Source organism: Bacillus sp. LJBV19 (assembly GCF_017797845.1).
GTDB classification, from domain to species: Bacteria; Bacillota; Bacilli; order Bacillales; family Bacillaceae; genus Bacillus; species Bacillus velezensis.
The window spans coordinates 3,683,048-3,698,141 of sequence record NZ_CP072563.1; the positions used below are offsets into that span (position 1 = coordinate 3,683,048).

At 47.8% G+C, this 15,094-nt stretch carries 17 protein-coding genes and 1 pseudogene; 5 read left to right on the plus strand and 13 right to left on the minus strand.

Annotation, left to right across the window (positions count from 1 at the left end):
* The first annotated feature begins 287 nt into the window (after positions 1-287).
* Positions 288-548 carry a spore morphogenesis/germination protein YwcE gene (gene ywcE, locus J6600_RS18020; RefSeq protein WP_007614574.1) on the plus strand — a complete coding sequence of 87 codons (261 nt, stop codon included), beginning with the start codon at positions 288-290 and terminating at the stop codon, positions 546-548.
* Positions 549-591: 43 nt separating this feature from the next.
* On the opposite strand, the gene qoxD is transcribed toward ywcE, so the two are convergent.
* Genes qoxD through qoxA form a run of 4 tightly spaced genes read right to left on the minus strand, consistent with a single transcriptional unit; the run spans position 592 to position 4,533 of the window.
* Positions 592-960, minus strand: a complete 369-nt coding sequence (gene qoxD / locus J6600_RS18025) for a cytochrome aa3 quinol oxidase subunit IV (protein WP_014419185.1) — start codon at positions 958-960, stop codon at positions 592-594.
* Between the two features lies 1 nt (position 961).
* Positions 962-1,576 carry a cytochrome aa3 quinol oxidase subunit III gene (qoxC, locus tag J6600_RS18030; RefSeq protein ID WP_003150930.1) on the minus strand — a complete coding sequence of 205 codons (615 nt, stop codon included), beginning with the start codon at positions 1,574-1,576 and terminating at the stop codon, positions 962-964.
* A 14-nt stretch (positions 1,577-1,590) separates the two neighbouring features.
* Positions 1,591-3,540, minus strand: a complete 1,950-nt coding sequence (gene qoxB, locus J6600_RS18035; protein ID WP_014419186.1) for a cytochrome aa3 quinol oxidase subunit I — start codon at positions 3,538-3,540, stop codon at positions 1,591-1,593.
* A 27-nt stretch (positions 3,541-3,567) separates the two neighbouring features.
* The gene (qoxA, locus tag J6600_RS18040; RefSeq protein WP_012118744.1) at positions 3,568-4,533 is read right to left on the minus strand and encodes a cytochrome aa3 quinol oxidase subunit II; all 966 of its coding nucleotides are present in this window, start codon (positions 4,531-4,533) and stop codon (positions 3,568-3,570) included.
* Between the two features lie 503 nt (positions 4,534-5,036).
* On the opposite strand from qoxA, the gene J6600_RS18045 reads away from it, so the two are divergent.
* On the plus strand, positions 5,037-5,282 hold the full coding sequence (locus J6600_RS18045; RefSeq protein WP_014419187.1) for a GlsB/YeaQ/YmgE family stress response membrane protein: 246 nt from the start codon (positions 5,037-5,039) through the stop codon (positions 5,280-5,282).
* Positions 5,283-5,298: 16 nt separating this feature from the next.
* Here the strand turns inward: J6600_RS18045 and galT are convergent, their stop codons facing one another.
* The 4 genes from galT to J6600_RS18065 all read right to left on the minus strand — a co-directional run bounded on the left by galT (position 5,299) and on the right by J6600_RS18065 (position 9,155).
* Positions 5,299-6,840 carry a UDP-glucose--hexose-1-phosphate uridylyltransferase gene (gene galT / locus J6600_RS18050; RefSeq protein WP_209387712.1) on the minus strand — a complete coding sequence of 514 codons (1,542 nt, stop codon included), beginning with the start codon at positions 6,838-6,840 and terminating at the stop codon, positions 5,299-5,301.
* Positions 6,830-8,014 carry a galactokinase gene (locus J6600_RS18055; RefSeq protein ID WP_209387713.1) on the minus strand — a complete coding sequence of 395 codons (1,185 nt, stop codon included), beginning with the start codon at positions 8,012-8,014 and terminating at the stop codon, positions 6,830-6,832. The genes galT and J6600_RS18055 overlap by 11 nt, the downstream gene beginning before the upstream one ends.
* A 51-nt stretch (positions 8,015-8,065) precedes the next feature.
* On the minus strand, positions 8,066-8,452 hold the full coding sequence (locus J6600_RS18060) for a GtrA family protein (protein ID WP_025649414.1): 387 nt from the start codon (positions 8,450-8,452) through the stop codon (positions 8,066-8,068).
* Positions 8,453-8,531: 79 nt separating this feature from the next.
* Complete coding sequence (locus J6600_RS18065; RefSeq protein WP_014419191.1) at positions 8,532-9,155, minus strand: TetR/AcrR family transcriptional regulator; 624 nt, start codon at positions 9,153-9,155, stop codon at positions 8,532-8,534.
* Between the two features lie 335 nt (positions 9,156-9,490).
* Between J6600_RS18065 and J6600_RS18070 the strand changes: the two genes are divergently transcribed.
* The 3 genes from J6600_RS18070 (at position 9,491) to J6600_RS18080 (ending at position 11,224) form a co-directional block, all read left to right on the plus strand.
* Positions 9,491-9,652: an anti-repressor SinI family protein gene (locus J6600_RS18070; protein WP_003150917.1), complete on the plus strand. Its 162-nt coding sequence runs from the start codon at positions 9,491-9,493 to the stop codon at positions 9,650-9,652.
* Between the two features lie 217 nt (positions 9,653-9,869).
* Positions 9,870-10,550, plus strand: coding sequence for a class I SAM-dependent methyltransferase (locus J6600_RS18075; RefSeq protein WP_014419192.1), 681 nt, complete (start codon positions 9,870-9,872; stop codon positions 10,548-10,550).
* Positions 10,550-11,224 carry a glycosyltransferase family protein gene (locus tag J6600_RS18080; protein WP_017418646.1) on the plus strand — a complete coding sequence of 225 codons (675 nt, stop codon included), beginning with the start codon at positions 10,550-10,552 and terminating at the stop codon, positions 11,222-11,224. The genes J6600_RS18075 and J6600_RS18080 overlap by 1 nt, the downstream gene beginning before the upstream one ends.
* 20 nt (positions 11,225-11,244) lie before the next feature.
* On the opposite strand, the gene J6600_RS18085 is transcribed toward J6600_RS18080, so the two are convergent.
* The 5 genes and pseudogenes from J6600_RS18085 to thiM form a co-directional block, all read right to left on the minus strand.
* Positions 11,245-11,847: a DsbA family oxidoreductase gene (locus tag J6600_RS18085; protein WP_209387714.1), complete on the minus strand. Its 603-nt coding sequence runs from the start codon at positions 11,845-11,847 to the stop codon at positions 11,245-11,247.
* An 85-nt stretch (positions 11,848-11,932) separates the two neighbouring features.
* On the minus strand, positions 11,933-13,189 hold the full coding sequence (efeB, locus tag J6600_RS18090) for an iron uptake transporter deferrochelatase/peroxidase subunit (protein ID WP_209387715.1): 1,257 nt from the start codon (positions 13,187-13,189) through the stop codon (positions 11,933-11,935).
* 18 nt (positions 13,190-13,207) lie between these two features.
* Positions 13,208-13,527: pseudogene (locus J6600_RS18095) on the minus strand (Efem/EfeO family lipoprotein); the annotation flags it as partial.
* A gap of 76 nt (positions 13,528-13,603) precedes the next feature.
* Complete coding sequence (thiE, locus tag J6600_RS18100) at positions 13,604-14,278, minus strand: thiamine phosphate synthase (protein ID WP_021494737.1); 675 nt, start codon at positions 14,276-14,278, stop codon at positions 13,604-13,606.
* Positions 14,275-15,093 (minus strand): hydroxyethylthiazole kinase, encoded by an 819-nt coding sequence (thiM, locus tag J6600_RS18105; protein ID WP_003150909.1) that lies wholly within the window; start codon positions 15,091-15,093, stop codon positions 14,275-14,277. Before thiM ends, thiE begins: the two co-directional genes overlap by 4 nt.
* Position 15,094: the final 1 nt, after the last annotated feature.

Here is a 15,094-nt window from a genome sequence, read left to right on the forward strand (position 1 = left end):
AACCACCCTTGCTGTGCATGTTTCTTTGACCATAGCAAAGGTTCACAGCCTGCGCCATTCCATTGTCCGGAAATGTGACAGGGTATTTGGCCTTTCCGGTTTCTTGTACCTATCCAAAAATGAGGCAATAGTTGCAATACATTTCTCGAAAAAGCGGTATCAAAAATTGGAAAACATGGTATAATAATTGTAACAAAATGTTCAAAAAACGACCACAAAACAGACACATTTTATTCTCTGTATTTCATTTTGGAAACGCTCCCATAAAATGAAAGGAGACATGTAAGATGGACATGTTTTTTGCTTATTTACTGGTCGCAAGCGCAACACCCCTCTTTATCTGGCTGGATAACAAAAAAGTGGCTCTTTCGGCCATACCGCCAATTATTCTCATGTGGGTTTTCTTCTACTTTTACGCAACCAGCAGCCTATCCCCTCTCGGCCACACACTCATGATCATCCTGTTTGCCGCCAACGTCATCGTTGCCCATATCGCCGCCTTTATCATTTACGGCCTTCCGCGCCTGCGCCGGAGAAGAAGCCAATAAAGGCACAAAAAACCCTCTTCGCCTGAACGAAGAGGGTTTCTTTTTATTCCTGATGTTCGGAATGTTGCTTCGCACCGCCAGGAGGGTTTCCATCCATATGGTCACCGTGATGGTAGTGCGCCGCAAAGATCCAGATGGAACCAAGGATGATAACAATCGCTCCGAAAAATCCGAAGAGCGTGTTTCCGACTTGAATTCCGCCGTTTTCGCTTTCTGTCATGTGCATGAACATGAGAAGCTGAAGACCAGCTTGGATAAATGCGAATCCGAAAATGATCCAGAGTTTTGCTGATGGGCTTAATTCCGTATATACCGCAACCCAAAGGGCCAGCAGGGTCAGAATAATAGACAACGCAAAACCTACGATATGCTTCCACGGAAAGTGGCTGTGTTCAGCAGATTTGTTTGCCATATTATAGTCCCCCCAATCCGATGAGATAGACGCCTGTAAAGATGAAGATCCAAACAACGTCTAAGAAGTGCCAGTATAAACTTGAGATAAAGATTTTTGAAGACGTCTGCGGCGTTAATCCGCGTTTCTTCAATTGCAGTAAGATGCCGGCAATCCAGAAGATACCGATCGTTACGTGCGTTCCGTGCGTTCCCAGAAGGACGAAGAATCCAGACCAGAAAGCACTTGTACCGAGAGATGCTCCTTCATGTACATAGTGGATGAACTCGTTAAGCTCACATCCGACAAAGCCCGCGCCGAGAAGAAGCGTAATGATCGTCCAAATGACGACGCCTTTTAAACTTCCGCGACGCATTTCATGAACAGCGATCCCGCAGGTGAAACTGCTGATCAGAAGCAGGAATGTCATGATCATGACAAGCTTCACTTCAAATAATTCAGCCGGTAAGACTCCTCCTGCTGTTCTTCTTTGAAGAACGAAGAAGGTTGCAAATAGTGTTGAGAACAACACAATCTCTGCCCCTAAAAAGATCCAAAACCCGAGAATATTGAGTCTGCCGGTTTCAGATTGATATTCCATAGGCGCGTTAGAATTGCCGTGTTCTGCATGTTCCATAAATCACGCCTCCTTTATTCGGAAATCTTTCTTTCCGTCTCTTTTATTTCTTCAACAGGTATATAGTAGCCATTGTCATATTCAAATGAACGAAGCACCATGCAAAGCAGAATGCCGATCAAGCCGACAATGCCCATCCAGAACCATTCAAATACAAGTCCGAAGCCTGCAATACCGAACGCCACTGACATAATAAGCGGTCTTCCGGAGTTGTGCGGCATATGGATTTTCTTGAACTTGCTTTCCGGATGAATATCCGTTTTGTCTTCTTTCAATTGCAGGTACGCATCTTGAGATTTCACTTCAGGAAGCACCGCAAAGTTGTAATGCGGCGGAATCGCAGATGAAGTCGCCCACTCAAGCGTACGTCCCACACCCCATGAATCTCCGCTGATCTCGCGAGTAGAGTAGCGGAAGCTGTAGTAGATGTTGTAGCAAAGGATTAAGAATCCGACACCCATCATAAAGGCTCCGACAGTTGAAATAAAGTTCAATGCAGTCCATCCGTCATTCGGTCCGTATGTGTAAATACGGCGAGGCATACCTTGCAGCCCCAAGAAGTATTGAGGGAAGAAACATACATTAAATCCGATCATAAAGATCCAGAAGAACCATTTTCCGATTCTTTCGTTCAGCTTGTGGCCGAACATTTTCGGATACCAGAAAATAAATCCTGCGAAACATGCAAATACCGTACCCGCGATCAGCACATAGTGGAAGTGAGATACGAGGAAGTACGTATTATGGTATTGATAATCCGCTGCAGCCATCGCAAGCATAACCCCTGTTACCCCGCCGATAACGAAGTTCGGGATGAACGCAAGCGCCCACAGCATCGGTGTTGTAAAACTGATTCGGCCTTTATACATCGTAAAGAGCCAGTTAAAGATTTTAACCCCGGTCGGAACCGAAATCGCCATCGTTGTAATCGAGAAGAAAGAGTTAACAGACGCACTGTTCCCCATTGTGAAGAAGTGGTGAGTCCATACAAGGAAACTCAGGACGGAAATGGCGATAATTGAGCCGACCATCGCTTTGTAACCGAATAACTGCTTTCTTGCAAACGCTGAAATAATTTCAGAGAAAATACCGAATGCCGGTAAGATAACGATATATACTTCAGGGTGTCCCCAAATCCAGAACAAGTTAGCCCAAAGCATCGGCATACCGCCGGCTTCCAGCGTGAAAAAGTGAGCGCCGAACAAACGGTCAAATGATAACAGCGCCAATGCCACTGTCAAAACAGGGAAGGCGAATACGATAATAACCATTGTAATCAGCGTCGTCCATGTGAACATCGGCATACGCATCAGCGTCATGCCTTTCGTACGCATTTTCAGGATCGTCACCATAAAGTTGATACCCGTCATCAGCGTACCGATACCGGCAATCTGAAGACCGAGCAGGTAGAAGTTCTCACCAGGCCCGGGACTCATGTCGTTGCTTGCCAGCGGCATGTAACTCGTCCAGCCTGCGTTCGGAGAACCTCCGATAACGAAAGAAATATTGAAAAGCATCGCACCTACGAAGAACGTCCAGAAACTCAGGTTGTTCAAGTAAGGGAATGCTACGTCGCGCGCACCGATCTGCAAAGGTACGACAACGTTGATCAGACCGATTAAAAACGGCATCGCCATGAAGATAATCATGATCGTACCGTGAGTCGTAAAGATCTCATTATAGTGGTTTGAGTCTAAAAAACTGTTATTAGGAAGCGCTAACTGGGCGCGCATCATCAAGCCGTCGACCCCGCCGCGGAACAGCATGATAACAGCAGAGATAATGTACATGATTCCAAGTTTCTTATGGTCTACAGACGTAAGCCATTCAGACCAGAGCCACTTCCACTTTTTGAAGTATGTGAGTACAACGATGATAGCAATAGTGGAAAGCGCAATGGAAACTTGTGCGCCCAGAATTAATGGGTCACCTGTTACAAAAAATTCATCCCATCTCAATTTCATTCGGGCTTCCTCCTTTCTTGTTCAATTTCAATCTTGTTTATCGTCGGATACTTTAAATTCGTTTTTCTTTACATTTTCCCACGGATCTGTTTTAGAGTGCGGTGATACGGCTTTGTAGCCAAGGCGTTTGCGCGCCTCCATCGCATATTCGGCATCTTGGCCGTGGTCAACGTATTTTAAGTGTGTAGAAGAGAACGTTAATTTTCCGACATTCTCCGGAAGCATCAGTTCGTCATACTTCTCTTTCGTCAGCTTTGGAGAATCGCTTTGGGCTTTTTTCACCCAGCTGTTAAAGTCTTTTTGCGTAACAGCTTTTACGTTGAATTTCTGGTCGGCAAAGTGTTCGCCGGTGAAGTTCGCGTTGCGGCCTTCATATGTTCCCACTTTGTCAGCCTGTAAGTATTGATCCATCAGCATTCCCGCCATCGCGTATTTTTGTCCCCCAAGCTGAGGAATCCATAGCGATGCCATTGAATCGGCTGAAGAAATTTTAAATAAAACCGGACGGTCTACAGGAATGTTCAGGTAGTTAACCGTCTCAATATCCTGCTCTGGGTAGCTGAATACCCATTTCCAGTCTACCGAAGTAGCATAAACAACAAGAGGCTCTTTATCCTTTGTCGCTTCAGGCGCTTTTTCTAACGAATATATCGTCTGTACGGTAGGCACAGAAAGTGCAATAACAATTAAAATTGGGATCACTGTCCAGACTACTTCTAAGAACGTGTTGCCGTGCATCTCGGGCTTGTAATTTCCGCTGTCTTTGCCTTTGCGGTCGCGGTATTTCACTAAAATGATTGTAAATAGTACGAATACGACGCCGACAATGAACAGCATAAATCCGATTGACAAGAGAATCAGATCTTTCTGCTGGTCTGCTACAGGTCCTTTCGGATCTAAAACGGAAATGTCGCTGCATCCGCCCAGTACGAAAACAACAGCCAACATCGCTAATAAAAGTAACGGTTTAAATGCTCTGAACAAGAAGATCACCATCCTTCCTATTGATGTAGTGAATCTGAAATGTACTTTCTCAAAATCTTTTCTCTATCTACCTTGTTATGCTATCAAAATCTGCCCTTATTAGCTTTATTTTTTTCTAAAGTTCATCTTTTTTTCGACCTAATGTCACAAAATCGTCAAAAAATGCATGAACTTTTTCCACTTGCGCAAATCAAACATAAAAAGTTTTAGATCATTTAGCATATATAGAGAAAAAAGATAGTGAGAACGAATAATACCAAATAAAGGTTTACCATAATAAAAATCGCTGGTCAACAAAAAGTTTCATTTTGTTAAACATTCTACAAAAGAAATATTTTTTCCTTTGCTCACACCTTTTCACACGGTTTCCATTTTAACGCAACGCATTGTGAAAAAAAAGACCGGAACGCGCCTTGAGTATGTTCATTATAAAAAACGCATTCATATGTTTAATATGGACAAAACGAAGGAAACATATAGGCATAAATAATAAAAAATAGGAAGTGATATTTATGAGTTTTATCGTATCTCTGATTGTCGCTATTATTATCGGCTGGATCGGAAGTTTATTTGTAAAAGGCAGTATGCCCGGGGGAATCATCGGGTCAATGATCGCCGGTCTGATCGGCGCATGGATCGGGCACGGACTGCTCGGCACATGGGGTCCTCACCTTGCCGGCTTTGCCATCATTCCGGCAATCATCGGAGCTGCGATCGTGGTATTCTTATTCAGCCTGATCGCCAGAAGCAGAGGATAAAAAAAAGCCTCGTCCCTTATGGGATGAGGCTTTTTTCCGGTAGAGCGCCCAAATGGCGGATAAACCGCCGGAAAGCCGCTCTGCCTTCTTCTGTCTGTTTAAAGACGCCGGCATGCTCCAGTATCCGCGCAAAGGCATGGCCGATTTCCTCTTTCAGAATCTGTTCCGCGTTTTCTTTCGTTACCTTCCGCTTATGCAGCACACTGAGCGCCCAATCTTTATGCTTTGCCGCAGAAGGGTCTGCCGTTAAGACCGCTTCCGGGTCCGGTGAGCACAGCGCTTCAGCCGTGTATTTCATTTCTTGTTCAAGGCGGCCCGGCAGAATCGCAAGCCCCATTACCTCAATCAGTCCGATATTTTCTTTTTTCAGGTGATGAACTTCCTGATGGGGATGAAAAATTCCCAGCGGATGCTCATCAGAGGTGCGGTTATTTCTGAGGACGAGATCTAATTCGAATAAACCGTTTCTCCGCCGGGCAATCGGCGTAATTGTATTGTGCGGTGTTTCTCCTGAACAGGCGAGGAGATCAGCCGCCTCATCGGAATAACCGCGCCACGCCCGCAGGATGGCATCCGCCGCGCCGGAAAGCTCAGACGCGCTCCCGCTTTGCAGGCGGATGACCGACATCGGCCACTTCACAATTCCCAACACCGTTTTCGGATAGTCAGGCAGCCTGTACCGGCTTTCTGTCTCCGCCCGCGCCATCGGGAATTCATAATTGCCCCCCTGAAAATGGTCGTGGCTTAAAATACTGCCGCCGACAATCGGCAGGTCAGCATTGGAACCGAGAAAATAATGAGGATACTGGCTGACGAACGACAGCAGCCGGTCAAACGTTTTTTTGCTGATCTTCATCGGTTCGTGCCGGTCTTTCAAAACGATGCAATGCTCCCGGTAATACACATACGGAGAAAATTGCAGAAACCACTGCTCATCGCCGAGAATTACCGGAATGACACGAAGGTTTTGACGCGCCGGGTGATCGGGTCTCCCCTCGTACCCGACATTTTCTTTACAAAGAACACATCTCGGATAATCGGATTGAGGCTGCTCTTTGGCAGCGGCAATTGCTTTCGGATCTTTTTCCGGTTTTGAAAGGTTGATCGTGATGTCCAGCTTTCCGTAAGCCGTCTCAGCCGTCCACCCGACATTCCGCTGTATTCTGTCCGAACGGATATAATACATATCCTCTGAAAATCGGTAAAACGCCTTTGTCGCCTGCTCCGGCCCGTGCACCGCCTTTGTTTCTTCAAAACGACGGACAATCTCGGACGGCTGCGGGGCAAAGCAGCCCATGATCTTCGCGCTCAGCAGGTCGCGATAGGTGTCTGTATCGGCTGCAATCCGGCCCGTTTCTGCCGCCCATTCATAAATCGGGGACAATATGTCCGGCAATGATGCCGCCGATTCATTTTCTTTCTGTTCTGAAACCTCCGGATGGGTGATATGCAAAGCTTCATATAAACGGTTTCTTGTATATTCAATATCAAGATAGGAAATCAGCTCTTTTTGCAATCCGTACCGGATTAAACGTTCCACGTGCCGCTCAATTGCCATCGTCATCCCCCTTTAGTTCTCTCGCTCCGGCTCCGACATCCGCCGTGTAAAAGTCAGCTTTTCTCCCTGTCTTCTCCTCATAGCGGGCCCCTGCCGTTTCAATAAAATCCGAAACCGCATCGTCCTTGACGATACTGACCGTACAGCCGCCGAAACCGGCTCCCGTCATCCTTGATCCGATCACCCCGCCGTGGCGCCAGGCCGCTTCAGCCAATGTATCCAGCTCATGACTCGTCACCTCGTAGTCATCGCGTAAAGAGAGATGCGAATCCCTCATTAATTCACCGATATGATGAAGCTGATTGTTACTGAACATGTCGGCGGCCTCTATTGTGCGGTGATTTTCATAGACGGCGTGTTTTGCCCGGCGTCTGTTCACTTCATTCTGAATCAGCTCCGCATGGGCGTCAAAAGCGGAAGGGGTCAGTTCTCCCAGTGATTGAACGGAAAGATGCTTCTGAAGATCACAAAGCGCTTCCCCGCACTCCTTGAGCCTCGTATTATAGCCTGAGTCTGCAAGCGTTCGTTTTTTATTGGTATTTGCAATAACGATCGACAGCCCCGACAGCCCGAGTTTTGTATATTCAAAACTGAGCGTCCCGCAATTCAGCAGAATCGCATGATGTTTCTTTCCCATTCCGATGGCGAATTGATCCATCATTCCGCAGCTGACGCCGATAAAGGAATTTTCCGCCGTCTGAGCGAGCTTCACCAAGTCGAGCATATCCGCTTCAAGCTCATGGCATTCCTTGAGAATGACCGCCGTGACAAGTTCAATCGAAGCCGAAGATGACAGCCCCGCGCCGTTCGGGATGTTTCCCCAGAACACAATATCGAAGCCGTGCGGAAGGGAAAAACCGCTGCCGAGACATTCCGCCATGACCCCTTTCGGATAATTGGCCCACCCGTCCTCTTTTTGATAGCGGATATCATCGAGACTGCATTCCTTTATGCCCGCTTCCTTAAAATGATGAGAGTACATTCTGACGAGCCTGTCCCCTCTCTCCCGGACAGCTGCATATGTACCGATCGTCAGCGCGCACGGAAAGACGTGGCCCCCGTTATAATCCGTATGCTCTCCGATGAGATTCACTCTGCCGGGCGCAAAGAAAATGCGCAGGTCCTCCGATTCCCCGAATACATCAGCAAACGCTTTCTTTATTTTGTGCTTCATACGCATCCCCTTTCACCATTACACTTTCCCCCGGGGCGCGGAAAGAAACCGTTATGACACGCCCTCTTCTTTCGCTTTTCTGAAGACAATCCACTTGCTGGCCGCATAGTTGACGACTACGATAATGACGTTATCGGCGATTTTCGCCAACGTTTCGTTCATATGAAATTGACTGACCAGAAGAATCATCATGGCGAGATCGATGGCGAGAGACAATACCCGCACGCTGAAAAAGGCCGTCAATTCTTTCATCAGACTCCGCATCCCCGCGGTCTTTTGCTGAAATACATACAGTTTATTCGTGACATATGCAAATAGAACGGACAGAACCCAAGCAGCGACAGTCGCCGCCTTGTAATCCATCTCAAATGCCGACGTCAGAATGTAAAAACTGACGATATTCACGATGGTCGTGAATATCCCCATAATGATATACATCATAATTTCTCTGTAACGCATGGCAGTTCCTCGCTTTCTGAAAGACTTTTCTAAACCTTTTGTCAAATCAAGAAGAACGTTACCCTGATTTTCTGCCGCTGACAAAAACATAAAGCGCGTCAAACATGCTGCGGAAAGTAACCGGCCTTCCCAGCACATTGGATTGCTTAATCATCCCGTCGATGAGCGCGCACATCATTTTAGCGGTATGCTCGGTATCTATATGGTCTTCTATTAAATTTCTCGATTTGAGCCAATTTATGTACATAGTGCTTTCTTCTATCCATAACTTATAAAGACGGATATAAGCTTCATATTCACTGACGACTTTGTAAGTAGGCATATGAACGGCAAAAGACACAACATTCCAGGCAGGCTTGCTGTTTACAAACCGCATCAACAGGCTGGCCGCGCTTGCCGCAGCTTCACAAAGCGTCAACGGCCGCGCGGTTTGCTTTTCTAATTCGTCGAGATAGCCGGTGATGATCCTTTTTTTAATCTGACGCCTGTCTAATAAATGCTTCAGAAAATCTTCCTTGCTTTCAAAATGAACGTAAAACGCGCCTTTGCTGAAACCCGCCGCTTTACTGATGTCATCAATTGAGACTGAATCGTAAGCTCTTTCAATCAGGAGATGAAGGCCTGCGTCAATAAAACTTTCAAATGTTTCTTCTCTCTTAATTTGAAATTTGTTTTTTTTCATTTTTTACCCCAGCTGTTTGATCATTCACTTTATCTTACACCGAATCATTCTTTTGCGGTATTTTTTATGCAAAAAGAATATGCTAGTCGACGCTTTGAGGGTAAATGTTAATAGGTCATATGATTTATTTTTATTTGCATACTATCCAGTCAGTATTTATTTGTTTATTATTATATGTAAGAATTCTTGAAGGATTTTGGTTATTTCAGTCATTTTCTTAGGGAATAGGTAGGTGAATTCATCTTCAATTTGGGATTACCGGCCAACTATGTGTGATATTTGTTATACATTGGCTGCTGTAGCTGGGCAAATCAATTTTTCAATTGGAGGTTCTTATGAAAACTCATGTAATGAAAGATATAGATCAAGATTGGCAATTGTTAATTCAAGAGGCTAGAATCATGGGTTTGCACATTGACGATGTGAGGCGCTTCTTAAATACTGAAAAAGCGGTGAAGAAAAAAACACCAATGAAAAACACCATCCGCCAGCGGTAAGATTTACAGGCGGATCCTTTTACTATATGACCTGCCACAGTCCGCCCGCACCCGAGTTTTCAAAGGAACATCCGCAATAAGAGGGGAATCAGAGAACAAACCGTATACCGGACAACCATTCCCGTCCGTATTCCGCAATTGAACAGCCAAACATGGTGATATGAGATCCCCCCGCTGCATATCTTGTGTATATGCCCATTTATGAGGTGATACACAGATGGATACGAATCCCTATTATGATGAAAAACAACAGAACTACTACGAAGGCCTGAATCCTTATTTATTGAACAAAATAGACGAAAACTGGCGGACAGTGCTTGATGTCGGCTGCGGCACAGGCAATTTAGGAGCGGCGATCGAAGACCGCGGAATAACGGTTTACGGCATTGAAGCGTATCCCGAAGCCGCAAAAAAGGCGGAAAGCAAATTGAGCCACGTGCTTTGCGGCGACATTGAATCCGCCATTCTTCCGTACGAATCAGAGCAATTCGACTGCATGCTGTTCGGGGACGTTCTTGAGCATCTTGTCGACCCCTGGTCAGTGCTGAAAAAGCTTCGTCCTTATGTAAAAAAAGACGGCACGGTGCTTGCATGCATACCGAATGTCGGCCACATCTCAGTGGTGCTGGAGCTTTTAGCCGGCAAATGGACTTACAGTGACGCCGGATTAATGGATCAGACCCACCTGCGTTTTTTTACCCGGGAAGAGATGCTTTCATTATTTAAAGCCGCCGGTTATGAGGTGAAACGCATTGAGGCGATCCGCGTTGATCACCCCACTTATCACAAAGCCATCGCATCATTGCACGAAGTATGCGTACAGCTTGGCATAAGGCATGACTTTATGACAGAAGCATCGGCCTATCAATATGTGATTGAGGCCGAGAGGAGCATGTAATGGATTCACATTCATTTCTGTTTGTCGTCTGTGTGAATGACGAGTCGCTCTACTCCCGGTGCAAAAGCCATATCATGCAGCTTACCGTCCCCCCTTCATACTCCGTTGATATCATGCCGATATACGATTCAGCAAGCATGGCCTCGTCCTACAACAAAGCGCTGAAACACCCCTCCAAATATAAAATTTATCTGCATCAGGATACCTTTATCATTCATCAGCATTTCCTTCATGACATGCTTCATATCTTTCAATCTCATCAGGAGCTCGGCCTTCTCGGTGTCGCCGGCTGCAAAACCCTGCCGCCGAACGGCATTTGGTGGGAAAGCGGAGAGCGGATGGGAAAAGTGATTGAATACCGGGGGAATGCTTATCATCCGCTGGACTTTGAGCACGGTGATGAAGACGGCCTGTTTACGCCCGCTGACGCCATTGACGGCTTGTTAATGGCGGCTCAATATGACGTGGAGTGGCGGGAGGATTTGTTTCGCGGCTTTCATTTTTACGACACATCACAGTCGCTTGAATTTCAAAAACACGGCTATCAAGTCGGCGTCGCCTGCCAGAAAGACCCTTGGTGCCTTCATTTTTGCGGCGACTCATTTGACGCCGCGGCATATGAAGCGGACAGACAAACATTTGTCAAACACTATATGGCAAAGCCCTCTCGCTGATCGAGAGGGCTTTTTACGGGTTAACGTTTATTCAGTTCCCGCTCAATGATTTGTTCAAAGGTTTCCTTTCCCGCCGCGCCAGGGATTCTCTCATCGCCGATGATAAACGTCGGCACTGCCGTAATGCCGGCTTCCTCATAAGCATGGCGGAGCGCTTCCCGCTGTACGTGTCTGTACGCTCTTGTCTCAAGCGCCTCTTTGAAGGCAGCACCGTCAAGTCCTGCTTCTTCCGCAAGCTTTGTCAGCACGCCAACGTCACCGATATTTTGTTCTTCCTGAAAGAACGCCTGAAAAACGCGTGTATGGTATTCGCTTCCTTTCCCATGTTCCTTTGCGAAATGAAAGCCTTCAAATGCCAAATCCGTGTAAGGATGCGGTGACACGCGGGGGAACGTGATGTCAATGCCTAACGACTGCGCCATCGGCTCAATGGAGTTTTTCCACATCTGCCGCTTGGCGGGATCATTCACCGGATCAAGTTTCGGCGAGGGGCTCGGACGCAATTCAAACGGCATCCATTCCACCTGTACGTCCTTGTCCTTGATTGCTTCTTCAAACGCCGCTTTGCCGACAAAGCAAAACGGACATACATAATCAGAATATACTTTAATCTGCAGTGTCATTGTAAGTCTCCTTTCCTATTCATTTTAAGCTGTAACATATATAGTTACAAGTGTTTTTTTAAAAACACCCTCCATATGGAAGGTGTCACGATTCCAGCAGCCTTTGGGCGATATATTCTCCTTTTTTACAGCCGCCGGGACAGGCGAATAAGGAAGAGCCGATCGTTTGTGTGTATTCATTCAGCGCATCCTTTGCCGCCAAAGCCTTCAGCATCGGGACAAATTGGCGGTCCGGGTCTTTTTGAAAGCAGATAAACAGCAGGCCTGCGTCAACATAGCCCGTCTTCGGATCAATTCCGTCCGTATAGGAAAATGCCCGGCGCAGAATCTGTCTGCCGGTTGATTTTGCCACGCTGACATGCGAGTCGGCGGGAATTTGATTCAGCTTCACGGGATCGGTTTCCTTTTTTTGTCCGAAAGGCGCGCCCGAGCTTTTCACCCGCCCGAACGTGTCCTCTTGTTCCTTCAAGGATGAACGGTCCCATATATCTAAAAACATCTTAATTTTCCTAAACGCCATGTACGTGCCGCCCGTCATCCAGTCCGGCTCCCCTGATTGAACCCAAACGATCGAATTCATCAGGTTTTCATCCTTCGTGCTTTGGTTGCCGGTGCCGTCTTTGAATCCGAAGAGGTTGCGCGGTGTTTCTCCGTTTTTCCCGCCGCTTAAGAAACCTTTATTGAGAAAGCGGACTTCGCACACCCCCGATGCCTGTTTCATCAGGTTGCGCACCGCGTGAAACGCCGTTTGTTCATTATCCGCGCAGACCTGTATGACGATATCACCGCCGCCTTGTTTCTTATCGAGCTTGTCGTTAGGCATCGGCGGAATATCGGCGAGGTGCTTCGGTTTTTTATCCTTCAGTCCGAAGCGGTCTTTCCCGTCTTTCTCGAAAAACCCGGGGCCGAAGCCGAAGGTAACGGTCAAATTCGCCGGTGCCAGATCCTGCGACTCCCCGGTATCCTGCGGAGGCATATCTTTATTTTTCTGTTCGCCTGACGGGACGGCGCCTGAAGTCAGCAGCTGCGTCAGGCTTGTCCAATGTTTGAAAAGGGAGATGACATCGGCTTTGTCGCTTGACATGACATCAAGCGCCGCAAAATACACATACGTCTGATGCGCCGTTGTGATTCCTGCTTGGTGCTTTCCGTAAAAAGGAACGATTTGATCACGATCACTTTTTCCTTCACTCTTCTTTGAAGCGGTGGCCGCCGGTTTGAAGAGCGGCGCGAGTCCTCCGAGGCCGCTCGCTCCGACAGCGACGGCGGCGCCCGCGACGGCGCCCCACTTCAGGACATCCCGTCTGTGGATCTGTTTTTCCTTGTTATGTTCATCACTCATGCTGTGTCTTAACTCCTTTTAAAGCACATCGGCAATCTTCGACATGGTTTCAGAAAGGGCCGTCAGCTTCGTGCTTATCTCTCTGATTTGATCTGTACTTAATGTATCACAGGACGTATACGATTGATCGCACGTTTTGTATTTCGACATCAAAACTTCAAATTCGCTGAATTCCGCATTAAGTTTTTCCGTGACCTCGAAATGATCTCTCACTGCGCGCTTTTCACTGTTTTATAGAGGGCTTTTGAGCCTTCGGCGCCGGTGGTGATTGGTTCAGGCGTCACTTTGAGCGAAACGATAGAGCCATCAAACGCTTCGGTCGATATTGCAAGCTGATTGCCCTGTTCTTGACATACGGCTTATATTCTCCAAGGTCCGTCACTGCCTTTTTGCGCACACAGAAAAAGGGCCGCCCTATCGGGACAGCCCTGCTTTGGAGTGCTGAATTTCCTCTGAAAACTTGCGCGCCGCCGCTTTTGGATCTTCGGCTTGGCTGATGGCGCTGATCATGCTGACGCCGTCTGCACCCGCTTCAATGACGGGCGCCGCGTTGTCAGCCGTAATGCCGCCGATTCCTACAATCGGAATGGTGATGCCCTGACGCCGCACCTCTTCAATCAATGTAACGCCCTGCACAGCTTCAGCATCTTTTTTTGTTTCGGTCGGATAGACCGGGCCCATTCCGACGTAATCGGCTCCGGCTTCTTCCGCCCGCTTCACCTCGGAGACGTTATGTGCTGACACACCGAGAATCATATCGCCGATTGCCGCTCTCGTTTCTTCGGCGTCTGCGTCATCCTGTCCGATATGCACTCCGTCCGCCTCAAGGCGCAAGGCCAATTCGACATCATCATTAATGATGAAAGGAATCCCGGCCTGCCTGCAGACATCCTGCACCTGCTTCGCGAACAGGACACGTTCATCCCCTGTTAAAGAACCGCTCCCCTTTTCCCGAAATTGAAAAAGCGTAGCGCCGCCCTCAATGGCTTTTTTCACCACGGAAACGGGGTCTGCGCTTGTATTGTTTGATCCCATAATAAAATAAACCGATAACATATCCTTCATCATTTCCCGAGAAATACGCGTCATTTTTCTGTCACCCTTTCAATTGCGGCAAGCTCGGCCGCTTCTTGTTCTGAGATGCTTGCCAGCTTGTTTAAAAGCTCAATCTGGAAGCTGCCCGGACCCTTATGGGAGGTGTCCAGAGCGGCAAGCTGAGCGGCGCTTCCATATACAGAAACGGCTGAAACGGCCGCTTGCAGAACGTCCTGCCCCGCTGCGCAGAAGGCTCCGATTACAGACGTCAGCAGGCATCCCGCCCCCGTCACCTTCGTCAGCAGTTTATCACCGTTATGTACGGCATATGTGTCGGTGCCGTCGGAGATGACGTCGGTTTTTCCGGTAATCGCAATGACCGTCTTCAGCCCGCTTGCAGCCGTCTTAGCGAGCTGAACCACATCTCCTCCGGCTTCCCCCGCATCCACGCCTTTTATCTTCCAATCAGGGGCGCCGGCAATATTGGCGATTTCCGCGGCATTTCCGCGAATGACGGACAAGCGGACCTCCTGTATGATCTTGCGGGCTGATGCCGTCCGAAACGGCGTGGCGCCGGCGCCTACCGGATCAAAAATGACCGGAACGCCGTTTTCGTTGGCCGATTTTCCGGCTGCGATCATAGCTTCAACCGACGCCGAACTGAGGGTGCCTATATTCAGGACGAGCGCTCCTGCGATTTTCGCCATGTCGGCGGCCTCCTCAATTGCATAAGCCATAACGGGCGATGCGCCGAGCGCGAGCAGTCCGTTAGCGGTGAAGTTCGTGACGACATTATTGGTGATACTGTGAACGAGCGGGTTTTGATCCCGCACTTTACTCAAGTGTTGAGCTGCGGTTTGTGCGTCCATG